This window comes from Arthrobacter sp. zg-Y1171, assembly GCF_025244845.1.
GTDB lineage: Bacteria > Actinomycetota > Actinomycetes > Actinomycetales > Micrococcaceae > Arthrobacter_B.
Genome location: NZ_CP104264.1, coordinates 1122071 through 1137548, shown reverse-complemented (window position 1 = coordinate 1137548; position 15478 = coordinate 1122071). Strand labels below are relative to the sequence as shown.

14 protein-coding genes are annotated in these 15478 nt (G+C 67.5%); 6 read left to right on the top strand and 8 right to left on the bottom strand.

The window, feature by feature from the left end; genetic code table 11:
• Nucleotides 1-31: 31 nt before the first annotated feature.
• The 3 genes from N2L00_RS05280 to N2L00_RS05270 are packed head-to-tail and all read right to left on the bottom strand — an operon-like array spanning nt 32 to nt 4955.
• On the bottom strand, nt 32-1195 hold the full coding sequence (locus N2L00_RS05280; RefSeq protein WP_229953186.1) for an acyl-CoA dehydrogenase family protein: 1164 nt from the start codon (nt 1193-1195) through the stop codon (nt 32-34).
• Nucleotides 1182-3344: a biotin carboxylase N-terminal domain-containing protein gene (locus tag N2L00_RS05275; protein ID WP_255863375.1), complete on the bottom strand. Its 2163-nt coding sequence runs from the start codon at nt 3342-3344 to the stop codon at nt 1182-1184. Before N2L00_RS05275 ends, N2L00_RS05280 begins: the two co-directional genes overlap by 14 nt.
• 6 nt (nt 3345-3350) lie before the next feature.
• The gene (locus tag N2L00_RS05270) at nt 3351-4955 is read right to left on the bottom strand and encodes a carboxyl transferase domain-containing protein (protein ID WP_255767156.1); all 1605 of its coding nucleotides are present in this window, start codon (nt 4953-4955) and stop codon (nt 3351-3353) included.
• Nucleotides 4956-5097: 142 nt separating this feature from the next.
• Here N2L00_RS05270 and N2L00_RS05265 point away from each other — a divergent pair, with 142 nt between their 5' ends.
• Both N2L00_RS05265 and N2L00_RS05260 read left to right on the top strand, forming a co-directional pair.
• Nucleotides 5098-5724, top strand: coding sequence for a TetR/AcrR family transcriptional regulator (locus N2L00_RS05265; protein ID WP_255767155.1), 627 nt, complete (start codon nt 5098-5100; stop codon nt 5722-5724).
• A 61-nt stretch (nt 5725-5785) separates the two neighbouring features.
• Complete coding sequence (locus tag N2L00_RS05260; RefSeq protein WP_255863376.1) at nt 5786-6253, top strand: GNAT family N-acetyltransferase; 468 nt, start codon at nt 5786-5788, stop codon at nt 6251-6253.
• A 403-nt stretch (nt 6254-6656) separates the two neighbouring features.
• Here N2L00_RS05260 and N2L00_RS05255 read toward each other — a convergent pair whose 3' ends face one another.
• From N2L00_RS05255 to pdhA, 3 genes are read right to left on the bottom strand one after another with little or no spacing between them, the layout of a single operon-like run.
• Nucleotides 6657-8009, bottom strand: coding sequence for a dihydrolipoamide acetyltransferase family protein (locus N2L00_RS05255; RefSeq protein WP_255767154.1), 1353 nt, complete (start codon nt 8007-8009; stop codon nt 6657-6659).
• On the bottom strand, nt 8009-9028 hold the full coding sequence (locus N2L00_RS05250) for an alpha-ketoacid dehydrogenase subunit beta (protein WP_255767153.1): 1020 nt from the start codon (nt 9026-9028) through the stop codon (nt 8009-8011). The genes N2L00_RS05255 and N2L00_RS05250 overlap by 1 nt, the downstream gene beginning before the upstream one ends.
• Nucleotides 9028-10170, bottom strand: a complete 1143-nt coding sequence (gene pdhA / locus N2L00_RS05245) for a pyruvate dehydrogenase (acetyl-transferring) E1 component subunit alpha (protein ID WP_374676616.1) — start codon at nt 10168-10170, stop codon at nt 9028-9030. Before pdhA ends, N2L00_RS05250 begins: the two co-directional genes overlap by 1 nt.
• Nucleotides 10171-10336: 166 nt before the next feature.
• Here pdhA and N2L00_RS05240 point away from each other — a divergent pair, with 166 nt between their 5' ends.
• Nucleotides 10337-10876 (top strand): Lrp/AsnC family transcriptional regulator, encoded by a 540-nt coding sequence (locus N2L00_RS05240; RefSeq protein ID WP_255863377.1) that lies wholly within the window; start codon nt 10337-10339, stop codon nt 10874-10876.
• Between the two features lie 33 nt (nt 10877-10909).
• On the opposite strand, the gene N2L00_RS05235 is transcribed toward N2L00_RS05240, so the two are convergent.
• Both N2L00_RS05235 and N2L00_RS05230 read right to left on the bottom strand, forming a co-directional pair.
• On the bottom strand, nt 10910-12466 hold the full coding sequence (locus N2L00_RS05235) for a cation acetate symporter (RefSeq protein WP_255863564.1): 1557 nt from the start codon (nt 12464-12466) through the stop codon (nt 10910-10912).
• A gap of 68 nt (nt 12467-12534) precedes the next feature.
• Entirely contained in the window at nt 12535-12906 is a 372-nt protein-coding gene (locus tag N2L00_RS05230; RefSeq protein ID WP_255767151.1) for a DUF485 domain-containing protein, read from the bottom strand.
• A gap of 224 nt (nt 12907-13130) precedes the next feature.
• On the opposite strand from N2L00_RS05230, the gene N2L00_RS05225 reads away from it, so the two are divergent.
• The 3 genes from N2L00_RS05225 to N2L00_RS05215 are packed head-to-tail and all read left to right on the top strand — an operon-like array spanning nt 13131 to nt 15473.
• Nucleotides 13131-14339: a sensor histidine kinase gene (locus N2L00_RS05225; RefSeq protein ID WP_255767150.1), complete on the top strand. Its 1209-nt coding sequence runs from the start codon at nt 13131-13133 to the stop codon at nt 14337-14339.
• A 10-nt stretch (nt 14340-14349) separates the two neighbouring features.
• A complete protein-coding gene (locus tag N2L00_RS05220; protein WP_255767149.1) occupies nt 14350-15090 on the top strand; it encodes a LytTR family DNA-binding domain-containing protein in 741 nt (246 codons plus the stop codon).
• Nucleotides 15087-15473, top strand: a complete 387-nt coding sequence (locus tag N2L00_RS05215) for a hypothetical protein (RefSeq protein WP_255767148.1) — start codon at nt 15087-15089, stop codon at nt 15471-15473. Before N2L00_RS05220 ends, N2L00_RS05215 begins: the two co-directional genes overlap by 4 nt.
• Nucleotides 15474-15478: the final 5 nt, after the last annotated feature.

Sequence of the window (15478 nt, the reverse complement as noted above, 5' to 3'; positions counted from 1 at the left end):
CGTTCTCAGTTGGCAAAGTCACCGTCGGTTGTCACAGGCCCATACTGCGGGCAATCAGCATCAACTGCACCTCAGTAGTTCCCTCACCGATTTCCAGGATCTTGGAATCGCGGTAATGCCGGGCCACCGGGAACTCGTTGATGAAACCGTAGCCGCCGAAGATCTGGGTGGCGTCGCGGGCGTTGTCCATGGCCGCTTCTCCGGCCACCATCTTGGCGATCGCCGCCTGCGTCTTGAACGGGCGTCCGGCGAGCATGCGGGCGGCGGCATCGTAGTAGGCCAGGCGGGCCGTGTGGGCCCGTGCCTGCATGCGTGCGATCTTGAAGGAAATGGACTGGTAGGTGCCGATGGCCGCGCCGAACGCCTCGCGTTCCTTGGCGTACCGCAGGGATTCATCCACGCACCCCTGCGCGGCACCGGTCGCCAGCGCCGCGATGGCGATGCGGCCCTCGTCCAGGATCTGCAGGAAGTTCGCGAAGCCCCGCCCCCGGGCACCCAGCAGGTTCGCCTCGGGCACCCGGACGTCGGTGAGGGTCAGCGGATGCGTGTCCGAGGCATTCCAGCCCACCTTGTTGTACGGCTTTTCAGCCGTGAAGCCGGGGGTTTCGGTCGGCACGAGGATGGTGGAGATGAGCTTCCGGACGGAACCGTCCGGCTCGGTGACGGTGTCAGTCACGGCCGTGACGGTCACCAGGCGGGTGATGTCGGTGCCGGAGTTGGTGATGAACTCCTTGCTGCCGTTGATGACCCACTGTCCGTCCTCGAGCCGGGCGGTGGTCTTGGTGCCCCCGGCGTCGGAGCCTGCCTCGCGTTCGGTGAGGCCGAATCCTGCGAGCGCTTCGCCGCTGGCGAGCAGGGGCAGCCACTGCTGCTTCTGCTCCTCATTGCCAAACCGGTACACGGGCATGGCACCGAGCGAGACGCCGGCTTCCAGGGTGATGGCCACGGACTGGTCCACCCGGGCGATCTGTTCCAGCGCCAGGGCCAGGGCGAAGTAGTCGCCGCCCATGCCGCCGTATTCCTCCGGGAAGGGCAGCCCGAACAGTCCCATCTCCCCCATCTGGGCGATGACCTTGTACGGGAAGCTGTGCTCCGCGTCGTGCTGGGCGGACACGGGGGCGATGACTTCGTCAGCGAAGTCGCGCACCGTGTCGGAGAGATCCTGGTATTCCTCGCTGAGTTCAAAGTCGGGCATGGTCTGCTCCTTGTTCGTTGTGCGGGTCTGTTGCGGCGTCGGTGACGGAATCCGTTTCCGTTTCCGGCGTGAGTGTGGCCAGGACCTGATCGGCCTTCACCAGGTCTCCGGGCTTCAGGCCGAGGGAGACGATGCCGGCCATGGGTGCCCGCAGCTGGTGTTCCATCTTCATGGCTTCGACGCTGAGCAGCGGCGCCCCGGCGGGTACCCGGTCCCCGTCCGCCACGGCTACCGCGACGACGGTGCCCGGCATCGGCGAGCGCACCACCGGGTCCGCCTCGCCGGCAACGCGTCCGGCTGCCGCCATGTGCCGGTCCAGCTGCTCGCGCCGGCTGCGCAGGCGCAGCCGGACCGTGAACAGCTCGCCGGCCGTTCCTCCGGCCAGCCAGAACGCCCCGGTTTCCGGTTCGGCGGCAACAGTGAAGCTGTGCAGGACCCCGTCCAGGGAAACGCTCACGCGTCCCCCGTCCCGGGTTCCGCTGCCTGCCGGCAGGGAGGCGGTGTGTGTGGTCCCGCCGATCCGCACCGTAGCGTCCCGTGCGGTGCCGGTAACGCCCACTTCGACGTCGTCACCGCCGGGAACGGGGGCGGCAAAGACCAGGTGCAGGGGCGTGCCTCCGGCGTTTCCGTTCCCGCCGCCCGCACCGCTGCCGGCGATCCGCCAGCCGTCCGCCCTCCGCCAGGGAGAACCCGACGCCGTGTCCGCCAGCTCCTGCGCGTACAGCAGGGCGGCAGCGGCGAGTTCGGGAACCTGCGGGGACCGGAACTTCAGTCCGGGCAGGCGCCGCTCGATCAGGGTGGTGTCCAGCCGTCCGGCGCGGACATCGGGATCGGCCAGCAGCAACCGGAGGTATTCCACGTTGGTGCCGATGCCCAGCACTGCGGTACCCGCAAGCGCCGTGTCCAGGCGGGCCAGTGCGGCAGCACGGTCCGGCCCCCAGGCGATGACCTTGGCCAGCATCGGGTCATAGCTGGAGGAAACGGCCAGTCCGGGCAGCAGGGAGGAATCCACCCGGACGCCGTCGCCGGCGGGTTCGCGCAGCCACTGCACCGAGCCCGACGTCGGCAGGAAGTCCCGCTCCGGGTCCTCCGCGTAGATCCGGGCTTCCACCGCATGCCCCGTGAGGGTGACCTCTTCCTGTTTGAGGGACAGCGGATGACCGGCGGCAATGCGGATCTGCTCGGCCACCAGGTCCACGCCGGTGACCATTTCGGTCACCGGATGTTCCACCTGCAGGCGGGTGTTCATTTCCATAAAGAAGAACTCGTCCGGAGCGGCGTCGGACACCAGGAACTCCACGGTTCCCGCGCCGGTGTAATCCACGGACCGGGCGGCATTGCACGCCGCCTCGCCGATGCGTTCCCGGGTGGCCGCATCCAGCAGCACGGAGGGTGCTTCCTCGATGACTTTCTGGTGCCGCCGCTGCAGGGAGCATTCCCGCTCCCCCAGATGGACGACGTTCCCGTGCGTGTCCGCGAGGATCTGCACCTCGATGTGCCGGGGTGAGGAGACCAGCCGTTCCAGGAACAGGGTGTCGTCGCCGAAGGCCGACGCGGCCACCCGCCGGGCCGTCTGCAGCGCCGCAGGCAGGTCGGCGGGGTTCTGCACAGCCTGCATGCCTTTGCCCCCGCCGCCGGCGGAGGGCTTGATCAGGAGGGGATAGCCGACGTCGGACGCGGCGGCCAGCAGGCGGGCATCGTCCAGGCCCGGTTCGGCGATCCCGGGAACCACCGGCACGCCGTGCGCCTGTACATGGTTCTTGGCGCGGATCTTGTCCCCCATCAGATCAAGGGACCGGACCGGCGGGCCGATGAAGGTGATTCCGGCATCTGCCAGGGCGGAGGCGAAGTCCGCGTTTTCGCTCAGGAAACCGTAGCCGGGATGCACTGCCTTCGCCCCGGTGCTGCGGCAGGCGGCGAGCACTGCGTCCACGGAGAGGTAGCTCTGCCGGGCGGGTGCCGGCCCGAGCCGGACCGCGAGGTCGGCTTCGCGCACATGGCGGGCACCGGCGTCGTCGTCGCTGTAGACGGCCACCGACCGGATCCCCAGCGTCTTCAGGGTGCGGATCACGCGGCAGGCGATTTCGCCGCGGTTGGCGACCAGGACGGTGTCGAAAAGCGGTGCGGCGTTATAGGGCTGCGGGGTCATAGTCGCTCACATCCGGAACAGGCCGAAGGAGGTCTCCGGCAGGGGTGCGTTGGCGCAGACGTCCAGGGCCAGGCCCAGGACGGTGCGGGTGTCGAGTGGGTCGATGATGCCGTCGTCCCACAGCCGTGCCGTGGAGTAATAGGGGCTGCCCTGGGTTTCGTAGGTTTCGCGGATCGGGGCCTTGAAGGCTTCCTCGTCCTCCGCCGGCCATTCCTCGCCGCGGCCCTCGAGCTGGTCCCGCTTGACGGTGGCCAGGACCGACGATGCCTGGGCCCCGCCCATGACGGAAATCCGGGCCGCCGGCCACATCCACATAAAGCGCGGCGAGTACGCCCGCCCGCACATGGAGTAGTTCCCGGCGCCGAAGGAACCGCCCACCACCACCGTCAGCTTGGGAACCCGGCAGGTGGCCACCGCGGTGACCATCTTGGCGCCGTTCTTGGCGATTCCGCCCGCTTCGTAGTCCCGGCCGACCATGAACCCGGAAATGTTCTGCAGGAACACCAGCGGGATGCCGCGCTGGTCGCACAGCTCAATGAAGTGGGCGCCCTTGAGCGCGGATTCGCTGAACAGCACGCCGTTGTTGGCGACGATGCCGATCCGGTGGCCGTGCAGCCGGGCGAACCCCGTGACCAGGGTAGTGCCGTACTCCTTCTTGAACTCGTGGAACTCGCTGGCGTCCACCAGGCGGGCGATCAGTTCGCGTACGTCATAGGGGGTCTGCAGGTCGGTGGGAACGGTGCCGTAGATCTCCGCGGGGTCCTCGGCGGGCGGCCGGGACTCGGCAATGTCCCACACGGGTTCCTGCTGCGGGAAGGTCTCCACGATGCTGCGCACTATCTCCAGGGCGTGGGCGTCGTTTTCGGCCAGATGGTCGGTGACGCCGCTGGTGCGGGAGTGCACGTCTCCGCCGCCGAGTTCCTCCGCGGTGACGATCTCGCCGATGGCGGCCTTCACCAGCGGCGGGCCGCCCAGGAAGATCGTCCCCTGGTTGCGCACGATCACCGTTTCGTCGCTCATTGCCGGCACATAGGCTCCGCCGGCGGTGCAGGAGCCCAGGACGGCGGCGATCTGCGGGATCTTCCGCGCGGACATCTGCGCCTGGTTGAAGAAAATCCTGCCGAAATGCTCACGGTCGGGAAAAACCTCGTCCTGCCGGGGAAGGAAAGCCCCGCCGGAGTCCACCAGGTAAATGCACGGCAGCCGGTTTTCCAGGGCGATTTCCTGTGCCCGCAGATGCTTTTTGACCGTCATCGGGTAGTACGTTCCGCCCTTGACCGTGGCGTCATTGGACAGGATCATCACCTGCCGGCCCTGCACCAGGCCGATGCCGGCGATCAGTCCCGCACCGGGGCACTCGCCGTCGTACATGTCCGCGGCGGCCAGCGGTGCCACTTCAAGGAACGGGCTGCCCTCGTCCAGGAGACGGATGACCCGCTCGCGGGGCAGCAGCTTTCCGCGTGCGGTGTGCCGCTCGCGGGAACGCTGCGGTCCGCCGGCGGCGGCGTCCGCCAGCCGTCCGCGCAGCTCCTGTACCAGCGCCTGCTGCGCCGCGGCATTGGCGGCAAACGCGGCCGAAGCCGTGTCCAAGCCGGATTTCAGTGTCTCCATTGACGTCTTTCTGCAACAGTGGCGAGGGAAAACCAGCACTAAGCTGAGTTAATAACCCCTAACCCAAGTCAGGTTATTGGTTATTAACTCACCTGTCCACCACAATAGGAATAAATGCGCAGTCCAATCAGAAGGGGTGGGAATGGACGTAGCAAAAGACGAAGCAACAGCGGAGGCCCGAATGACCGGGCGCAGCCAAGCGAAGGCCTCCCGGCGGGCAGTAATGCTCGACGCCGCCGCATCCCTGTTTGCCGAACGCGGCTACAACGGTGTCTCCATTGAGGAGCTCGGTGCCGCCGCAGGGGTCAGCGGACCGGCGGTCTACCGGCATTTCAGCGGCAAACCTGCAGTGCTCTCCGCCCTGCTGATCGGTGTCAGCGAGGACCTGCTGGAGGGCGGGAAGGCGGTGGTCGCCGAATCTTCGACCCCGGAAATCGCCCTGCGCGGCCTGGTGGAATTCCAGGTTGATTTCGCGCTGCGACAGGCGGACGTGATCCGGGTCCAGGACCGGGATCTGGGCAGCCTGCCGGAAAGCGACGAGCGGCGGGTACGCTCCCTGCAGCGCCAGTACGTCGAGGTCTGGGTGGACGCGCTTTCCGCGCTGCACCCCGGCTCCGACCTGCCGTTGCTGCGCCACCGGGCCCAGGGTGTCTTCGGCCTGATCAATTCCACCTCCCATACTGTCCGCGGCCGGATCAGCGCCCGCGAGACGGCAAGGCTGCGTACGCTGCTCGATAGAATGGCGTGGGCGGCCTTGAACGTCCGATAGCTGTCAGGCCTGCCGGCTTCCCGGCAGGCAGAACTCCACCCCCCGAGCAGAAAGACCTGCCGTGATTGAGCTTCGTGCCGTAGTTCCCGCCGACCTGGAGGAGTTTTTCTCCCACCAGCTGGACCCGAGTGCCAACCATATGGCCGCGTTCAGCGCCAAGAACCCGGCGGACCGCGGCGTCTTTGACCACCATTGGCAGAGCATCCTGAACGATCCGACCGTCACCGTGCGCACCATTGTGGCCGACGGCGAAGTGGTCGGCAGCATCCTTGCCTACCGTGACGGCGACATTCCCGAGATCAGCTACTGGATCGACAAGGCGCACTGGGGGCAGGGCATCACCACCGCGGCGGTGGGGTTGTTCCTGGAGGAATTCGCCGAACGCCCGGTCCGGGCACGTGCCGTTGCGGACAACGTCAGTTCCATCCGCATCCTGGAGAAATACGGCTTCACCGTCATCGGTGAAACGCAGGGCTTCGCCAATGCCCGCGGCGCCGTGGTCAAGGAACTCGAGCTCGAGCTGGCCTAGCTCCCACGACTTTCCTGCCACGCAGGACCGGGAAGCGCGTGATTTCAGGGCACCGGGAACGGATTCCCTTCGGTTTGTCGGAATCCCTACGGTTTGTGACAATCCCTACGTCGCGCTGCGCAGGGATCCGGACAATCCGGAGGGATCTGGACAAAACGAAGGAAAGGCCGGGCAGCGTCCGCCCCGGGAACGGAACGGGTCCGACGTCGGCGCCCGGATAAGGCGGCTTTAATATCCCGGCGAGCTCTGCGAGCAAGGGATTTCGTTGCCGCCGTTCCGGGCACCGAAGCGGGCCCCGCCGCCGGGCACCGAAACTGGCACCGTCGCCGGGCACCGGGTGCGGCAGGGCCAAGGGCCGCCTGCGGATTTCTCCGCAGGCGGCCCTTGATGCGTCTAAACGCTTCTACGCCATGGCCAGTGCCAGTGCGGGCTCGGCCAGCACGGCTCCCACTTCGCTCAGGAACCCTGCCCCCTGCTCGCCGTCGACGAGCCGGTGGTCAAAGGAGAGGCTCAGGGTCATTACCGAGCGCAGGGCAATGGCTCCGTTGTACTCCCACGGCTGCCGGCGGACGGCCCCCAGCGCCAGGATGGCTGCCTCTCCCGGATTCAGGATGGGCGTTCCGGTGTCGACGCCGAACACGCCCACGTTGGAGATGGAGATGGTCCCGCCTGCCAGGTCCGCGGGCTGCGTCCTGCCCTCCCGTGCGGTCTGTGCCAGGGATGTCACCGCAGCAGCCAGGCCATGCAGGCTCATTGTCTGGGCATCCTTGATGTTGGGAACCATCAGCCCGCGCGGCGTGGCCGCGGCAATGCCGAGGTTCACGTAGTTGTAGCGGATGATTTCCCTCGCGGACTCATCCCACCGTGAATTCAGCGACGGGAAACGCTTCAGCCCCAGACAAACCGCCTTGGCTGCCATCGTCAGCGGAGACAGCTTCAAGCCGTTGAAGGCCGGCTGCTGCCGGAGCCGTTCCAGCAGTTCCATGGTGGGAGTGACGTCCACCGTGAGGAACACCGTGGCATGGGGAGCAGTGAAGGCGCTGGCCACCATGGCGGCAGCAGTGTGCTTCCGCATGCCGGAGATGGCGATCCGTTCCTCCCGTCCCTCCGGCACCGGCGGGGCAGGCACGGCAGCGGCGGAGTCAAATACGGACGTTGGCTCCGTTTCGGCGGCGGGTGAAGCAGCACGGACGACGTCGGTACGCACCACGAGCCCGCCCGGGCCGGAGCCCTGTACCTGGGTGAGATCCACTCCCATATCCCGGGCCAGCTTGCGGACCGGCGGGGTGGAGCGCGGACGCTCCTGCTCGGGATCAGGCGCGGGTGTAGGCACGGGTGCAGCTGCAGCCACAGGTGCAGGCACCGCGGCAGATACGGGTCCCGGGGCAGGAGCCGCCCCGCGGCGTCGTCGGGCGGGGCGGCCGGTGGCATCCGGCACCGCACCGTACCCCACCAGGTTCGGCTCCCGCTTGGCCTGCACCGGCTCACCGGCCGCTTCTGCATCGGCACCCGCAGGCACCGCTACCTCGAATGAAACGATCGGGGATCCGACCTCGACCACCGTTCCGGCCTGTTCGTGCAGGTGCGCCACTGTCCCGGCATACGGGGATGGCAGCTCCACCACCGCCTTGGCGGTTTCCACATCGGCAATTACCTGGTTCAGCTGGACTATGTCCCCCACGCTGACGTGCCAGTTCAGGATCTCGGACTCGGTGAGCCCCTCCCCCAGATCGGGGAGGCGGAATTCGCGCAGCATCAGCTCGCCGCCGATCCGGAAACGGCGCCGGCCAGGGAACTGGGCCGGTCCATGGCGCAGTCCACTCCGTCGAGGATGCGGTCGAGGTCCGGCAGGTGGTGGGACTCGAGCCGGGAGGGCGGATACGGGATGTCAAAGCCCGTGACCCGCACCGGAGCATGCTCGAGGTACTCGAAGCAGCGCTCGGTGATGCTGGCCGCGATTTCCGCGCCCAGGCCGCCGGACTGGGCCGCCTCGTGGGTGATCACCAGCCGTCCGGTCTTGCGCACGGAGGCCTCCACGGTGGCGAAGTCGACGGGTGCGAGCGAGCGCAGGTCGATGACCTCCACCGAGACGCCCTCATCCGAGGCCGCGACTGCGGCGTCACGGGCGGTGGGGACAAGAGGGCCGTAGGCGACCAGTGTCACGTCGCTCCCCTCGTTCAGGACCCGGGCGGAACCCATGGGCAGCTGCGGTGCCGCTGCCTCGTCCACCTCCCCCTTGACGTGGTAGCGCCGCTTCGGCTCGAAGTAGAGCACCGGATCGTCGGAAGCGATGGCCTGCTGGATCATTGTGTACGCGTCCTGCGGGTTGGACACGCTGATGACGCGCAGCCCCGAGGTATGGGTGAAATAGGCCTCGGGTGATTCGGAATGGTGTTCAGGTGAGCCGATGCCCCCGCCGAACGGCACCCGGATGGTCAGCGGCAGCTTCACAGCTCCGCGGGTCCGGTAGTGCATCTTGGCCACCTGGGAAACTATCTGGTCGAACGCCGGGTAGATGAAGCCGTCGAACTGGATCTCCACTACGGGGCGGTAGCCGCGGAACGCCAGCCCCACGGCTGTGCCCATGATCCCGGACTCGGCGAGCGGGGTGTCCACGACGCGCAGCGGACCGAAGTCCTTCTGGAGTCCGTCGGTGATCCGGAAGACGCCGCCGAGTTTGCCGACGTCCTCGCCCATAATAAGGACGCGGGGATCCTGTTCCATTGCCCGGCGCAGGCCGGCGTTGATCGCCCGCCCGAAAGTCATGCTGGTCATTAACGGTTCTCCTCGCCAGCGAAACCGCTGAGATAGCGCGAGTACTGCTCCTGCTGGCGGTCCAGCCAGGAGTTGGGCTCGGAATAGACATGGGCAAAAACATCCGCGGGCACCGGATCCGGCATCCCGAGGCACGCGGCGCGCAGCTCGGCAGCCACGTCGTCGGCCCGGCGGCTGGCTTCGGCGGCGAACCCGTCGGTGAACAGCCCCATGGAGGCCAGCAATGCCTGCAGCCGGGACAGCGGATCCTTTCGCCGCCACCGTTCCAGTTCGGCCTGGTCCCGGTAGCGCGTGGGGTCGTCTGCCGTGGTGTGCGGACCCATCCGGTAGGTGACCGCTTCAATGAAGGTCGGTCCGTTGCCGGAGCGGGCCCGGTCCAGTGCCTCCCGGGTTGCGGCCATAACCGCAAGGACATCGTTGCCGTCCACCCGGATGGACGGGATGCCGAGGCCCGGGGCGCGGTTGGCGATGGGTACCTGTGCCTGCAGCGTGACCGGTTCGGAGATGGCCCACTGGTTGTTTGAGCAGAAGAAAACGACCGGCGAGTTGAAGCTCGCGGCGAAGACCATCGCCTCGTGGACGTCCCCCTGGCTGGTGGCGCCGTCGCCGAAGTAGCTGATCACCGCGTCATCGGTACCGTCGCGGGTGATGCCCATGGCATAACCGGCGGCGTGCAGTGCCTGGGCGCCGATAATGACCTGGGTGGGCGCCATGTTCACTTGATACGGATCCCAGCCGGCGCCGGCATTGCCGCGCCAGACCCGCATCAGGTCGCCCACGTCCACACCGCGGCAGAAAGCCACGCCGTTCTCCCGGTAGCTGGGGAAAACGAAGTCGGAGGAGCGCAGGGACCGTACGGAGCCGATCTGTGCGGCTTCCTGGCCGAGCAGCGGAGGCCACAGCCCCAGCTCGCCCTGCCGCTGCAGGGCGGTGGCTTCGGTATCTATCCGGCGGATGACCGCCATGTCGATGTAGAGCTCCTGCAGCCGGGCGCCGTCGATATCCTCGACCCAGCGGTCATACAGGGGGTCCGGGGTACGGACGCCGTCGGGGGTGACAAGCTGTACGTATGGGTCGGTGGGTGAGCTGCCGGAGTTTTCCGGGTGCCGCACCGGGGTATGCAGGGACACTTGGATACGCATCCTTCCGTGTTTGGGCCTCTGGGGTGGCGGGGCCAAACCGACCCCGGGCTCCATTGCCCGGGTACATGTGACCCTACTCACACTCAGCACCCGGCACAACCATTCCGGCAAAGACCGAGCATCCTGCCCTGTAAACGGCCAAAACACCGTGCTAGCGTTGCGCACTATGCAGCCCCTCGACACCACGGACCTACGCCTCCTCCTTGCCCTGGCGGAGGATTCAACACGTACGGCCGTGGCCCTGGCGGCGGTCCTCGGCCTCTCCCGCAACACCGTCCAGGCCCGGCTGGCCGGACTGGAACGCAAAGGAGCGTTCCTGCCGTTTGAACGCCGGATCAGCACTGCCGCGCTCGGCTACCCGCTGATGGCGTTTGTGCATGTCCATGTCCACCAGCCGAGCCTGGCGCGGATCACCGAAGACCTGGCCGGGCTGCCCGAGGTTGTCGAAGCGCACGGCCTCACCGGGGACGCGGACATCCTGCTGCGCGTCGTAGCTGCAGACGCCGAAGACCTGTTCCGCATCAACAAGCAGATCCTCGCCGTGGACGGCGTCCAGCGCTGCGACACCAATCTGGCCATGGGTGAACTCATTCCCCTGCGCGCCGCTCCCCTGCTGCGCCGCGGAGCAGGGCTGCCGCAGCCGCCGTCGTCGGCCCCCGAACGGCGGGACCAGGCCCCGGCAACGGCAAAGGCAGGCCCCGCCTGAGCGGAACCTGCCTTTTGCCGAGGCTGTTGCCCCCTAGTGGTCGACGGCCTTCTCGGCGCCGACGCCGGTCAGGGACCGGACTTCCATCTCCGCCTGCTTGACGGCGGATTCGGTGTTCTTGTCCAGCACGGTGCCCAGCCAGCCAAGGAAGAAGGCCAGCGGGATGGACACGATGCCCGGGTTGTTCAGCGGGAACCAGGCAAAGTCCGCGCCGGCGATCATTGAAGTTTCCGCGCCGGAGACGACCGGCGAGAAGGCAATGAGCACAATCGCGGAGCCGAGGCCGCCGTACATGCTCCACAGCGCGCCCTGGGTGGAGAACTTCCGCCAGTAGAGCGAGTAGATAATCGTGGGCAGGTTGGCACTGGCCGCCACCGCGAAGGCGAGGGCCACCAGGAAGGCCACGTTCTGCCCCTGGGCGCCGATGCCGCCGAGGATCGAGATGATACCGATCACCACTACCGTGGTGCGGGCTACCTTGACCTCGCCGTCTGCGTCCACCTCTCCCTTGCGGATGACGTTGGCGTAGATGTCATGGGCGAACGAAGCAGCTGCCGTGATGGTCAGCCCCGCGACCACCGCGAGGATGGTGGCGAAGGCGACGGCGGAAATCAGTCCCAGCAGTACCGGCCCGCCGAGCGCGAAGGCCAGCAGGGGTGCTGCGGAGTTCACGCCGCCCGGAGCGCTCTTGATGGCGTCTGAACCGATCAGCGCCGCGGCGCCGTAGCCCAGGACCAGGGTGAAGAGGTAGAAGATGCCGATCAGCCAGATGGCCCAGACAACGGACCGGCGGGCTTCCTTGGCGGTGGGGACCGTGTAGAAGCGCATCAGCACGTGCGGCAGGGCGGCGGTGCCGAGCACCAGAGCCAGGCCGAGGGAGACGAAGTCCAGCTTGGAGGTGTCCGACTTGCCGTACTGCAGTCCCGGATCCAGGATGGCGGGGTTGCCGGTGGTTTCGACGGCGGCACCCAGCAGTTCGGAGAGGTTGAAGCCGTGCAGGGCCAGGACCCAGACGGTCATGACGGCCGCGCCGACAATCAGCAGGAAGGCCTTGATGATCTGCACCCAGGTGGTGCCCTTCATGCCGCCGACCAGTACATAGATGATCATCAGGGCGCCGACGACGGTGATGACCACGGATTGACCGACCTTGCTGTCAATCCCCATAAGCAGGGAGACCAGTCCGCCGGCACCGGCCATCTGGGCCAGCAGGTAGAAGAAGCAGACCGCCAGCGTGGTGATGGCTGCGGCAATGCGCACCGGCCGCTGCTTAAGGCGGAAGGAGAGCACATCGGCCATGGTGAACTTGCCGGTGTTGCGCAGCATTTCAGCGACCAGGAGCAGGGCGACGAGCCAGGCAACGAGGAAGCCGATGGAGTACAGGAAGCCGTCATAGCCGTTCACGGCGATGGCCCCGACAATGCCGAGGAAGGACGCCGCCGAGAGGTAGTCGCCGGCAATGGCGGTGCCGTTCTGCGGTCCGGTGAAGGACCGGCCGGCGGCGTAGTAGTCGGCCGCCGTCTTGTTGTTGCGGCTCGCGCGCAGCACCACCACGAGGGTGACGGCCACGAAGACACCGAAGATGACCATGTTGAGCAGGCCGGTGTCCTTGATGGACTCGGCCGTCACTTCGGTGGCGGCGGAAATGTGCAGGCTGTTCACTTCGTCTCCTCCGGGCGGCTTACTCCGTGGGCCTCAAGGTCACGGCGGAGATCCGCCGCAATCGGGTCCATCTTGCGGTTGGCGTAGCTGACGTACCACATGGTGATGCCGAACGTGCTCACGAACTGGAGCAGGCCGAGGATCAGTCCCATGTTGATGTTCCCGATCACCGGGGTCGACATGAAGTCGTGGGCGTAGTCGGCCAGCAGGACGTACGCGAAGTACCAGACCAGGAAAACCACGGCCATGGGGAAAATAAAGCTGCGCTGGCGCTTGCGGAGTTCCTGGAACTCAGGCGAGCTCTGGACGTCCCGGAAGTCCACCTGTTCCGGGTGCGCAGCGTGTGAAACCGGCTGCTCTTCAGCCATTGTTCCTCCTCTAGTGGGGCCCGCCGCGCGGCATCCACCTGTGGAGGTCAGGACACGACGCTGTGCAAGCTGTGACGCTGATCACTTTCCTATAGTCCCGGCACGGTGTCGATCCGCCGCCCCGCGGCGTCGGTGAACGGTTGGTTCCGTGCGGTGAACGGCGATGAACGGCGTTGAACAGCGATGAACGGCGTTCCGGCCGGACGGGCCGTTAGGGTTGGTCCATGCTCAGTCCCGCCGTCGATATTGCCTTGGTCTGCGCCGTTGCCGTGCTGACCGTCGCCGTCGTGGGCGCGCTGGGCTTTCGGCTCAGCCGTTCGCAGCGGGATCTGGGGTCCGACGCCGAGCAGGCCACCTACTCAACCCTCCACACGGCGTCGCTCGCCTCGGCGCATCTGCGGGCCGGCCTGACCCCGGCCGGCGCCCGCAAGGCCAGCCGGCACCTGCGCGACCTGCTGGACTGCGACACCCTGGTGATCACCGATGCATCCGCCGTGCTGGCGTGGGACGGCGCGGTCAGCGACACTCCGTTCCGCCGCCAACGGCTGTTGTCGGCAGCGGCGCTGGTGCTCGAATCCGGCCGGACACGCGTCTTCCGCGGCGCCGCACTGCGCGCCCTGGGCATGGAGGACTGCGGCGAGCTGCTGGTCTCCCCGTTGCCGGTCAACGGCCAGACCCTCGGGACCGTCGCCGTGTTCGCCCCGACCGTCCGCGCCGGCCTGGTCCGGGCAGCCAACGAGGTGGCGGCCTGGCTCGCCACGCAGGTGGAGCTGGCGGAGCTGGATGCCTCCCGCGCGCAGCTGATGGAGGCCGAGGTCCGGGCACTGCGGGCACAGATCAGTCCGCACTTCATCTACAACTCGCTGAACGCGATCGCGTCCTACATCAATACGGACCCGGCCCGTGCCCGGGAGCTGGTGGTTGAGTTCGCGGATTTCACCCGCTATTCCTTCCGCCGGCACGGCAACTTCACCACCATCGCCCAGGAACTGGAATCCGTGGACCGGTACCTCCTGCTGGAACGGGCACGCTTCGGCGAGCGGCTGAAAGTGGCCCTGCAGATTGCCCCGGAGGTACTGGGTACGGTCATCCCGTTCCTGTCCCTGCAGCCGCTGGTGGAGAATTCCGTCCGCCACGGACTGGAGACCAAGGACGGGCAGGGCCGGATCAGCATTGCCGCCGTCGACGCCGGAGCGGACGCCGTCATCACTATCGAGGACAACGGGGTGGGCATGGACCCCGAGTACCTCCGCTCCGTCCTGGCCGGCCACGCCGACGGGGACCATGTGGGCCTGCGGAACGTGGATGTACGGCTGCGGCAGGTCTACGGCGAAAAGCACGGGCTCGTCATTGACACGGCACCCGGTGCCGGCACCTTGATCACCATGCGGGTACCCAAGTCGCAGCCGGAGAACCGGCCCACGAACGCGTAACCTGTTCTCCATGCGCAAACCTCTCCGGCCGCTCACCGTGGTAGTGGCCGACGACGAAGCCCCCGCCGTCGAGGAGCTCGCCTACCTCCTGGGCCTGGATGCCCGGATCGGCACGGTCCACCGGGCCGCCAGCGGCGCCCAGGCACTGCACGAAATCGAGACCCGCGACGTCGACGCCGTCTTCCTCGACATCCACATGCCGGCCCTCTCCGGCCTGGACATCGCTAAGGCGCTGGGCCGGCGCGAGCGTCCGCCCGCCGTCGTCTTCGTGACCGCGGATGAGGACCAGGCACTGCGGGCCTTTGACCTCGCCGCCCTCGACTACCTGCTGAAACCCGTCCGGCCGGAGCGGCTCTCCGAGTCGGTCCGCCGGATCTGCGAGCTCGCGGCCGACGCCGAACCGGAGGACGCCGACGTCGTCACGGTGGTCCAGGGCGCGACGACGAGGATTATCCCCCGCGGCGACATCCGCTACGTCCAGGCGCAGGGCGACTATGCCCGGCTGCACACCGCGGACGCCAGCTACCTGATCCGGGTTCCGCTGGCGGACCTGGAGGAGCAGTGGGCCGGTGCCGGGTTCGTGCGCATCCACCGGTCCTTCCTGGTGGCCCGGACCCACATCCGCCAGGTACGGCTGACCGGAGGGCGGGCAAGCGTGCGGCTGGGCGAGGTGGACCTTCCGGTCAGCCGGCGGCATCTGCCCGCCGTGCGCAACACACTCGCCGCCGGCCGCGTCCGGCCCACGCAGTGACCGGGGAATCCACTCCCGCCGCCGAACCTGGTTCCCGGCGCGTCCGGGTGACCGCACCGGGCACGGGCGCGGCCCCGTTCCCGGTGTCCCGGGAGCTGGACGAGCAGTCCGAGGTGGGCGAGCTGATCATCGGTTCCCTGATCCGCAGCCAGCTCCGGCTGGCGCTGGTGGTGGGCGGCGGCTTCCTGCTGATCCTGCTCAGCGTTCCGGTGCTGCTGGCTTTCCTGCCCGTGATTGCCGAACTGTCCGTTTTCGGTGTCCCTGCTCCGTGGATCCTGCTCGGCGTCGGCGTTTATCCGCTGGTCATCGGTTGCGGGCTGCTCTACGTGCTGAGTGCCCAGCGGAACGAGAACCGGTACCGCGACCTGGTGGACGGACGGTAGCCGGT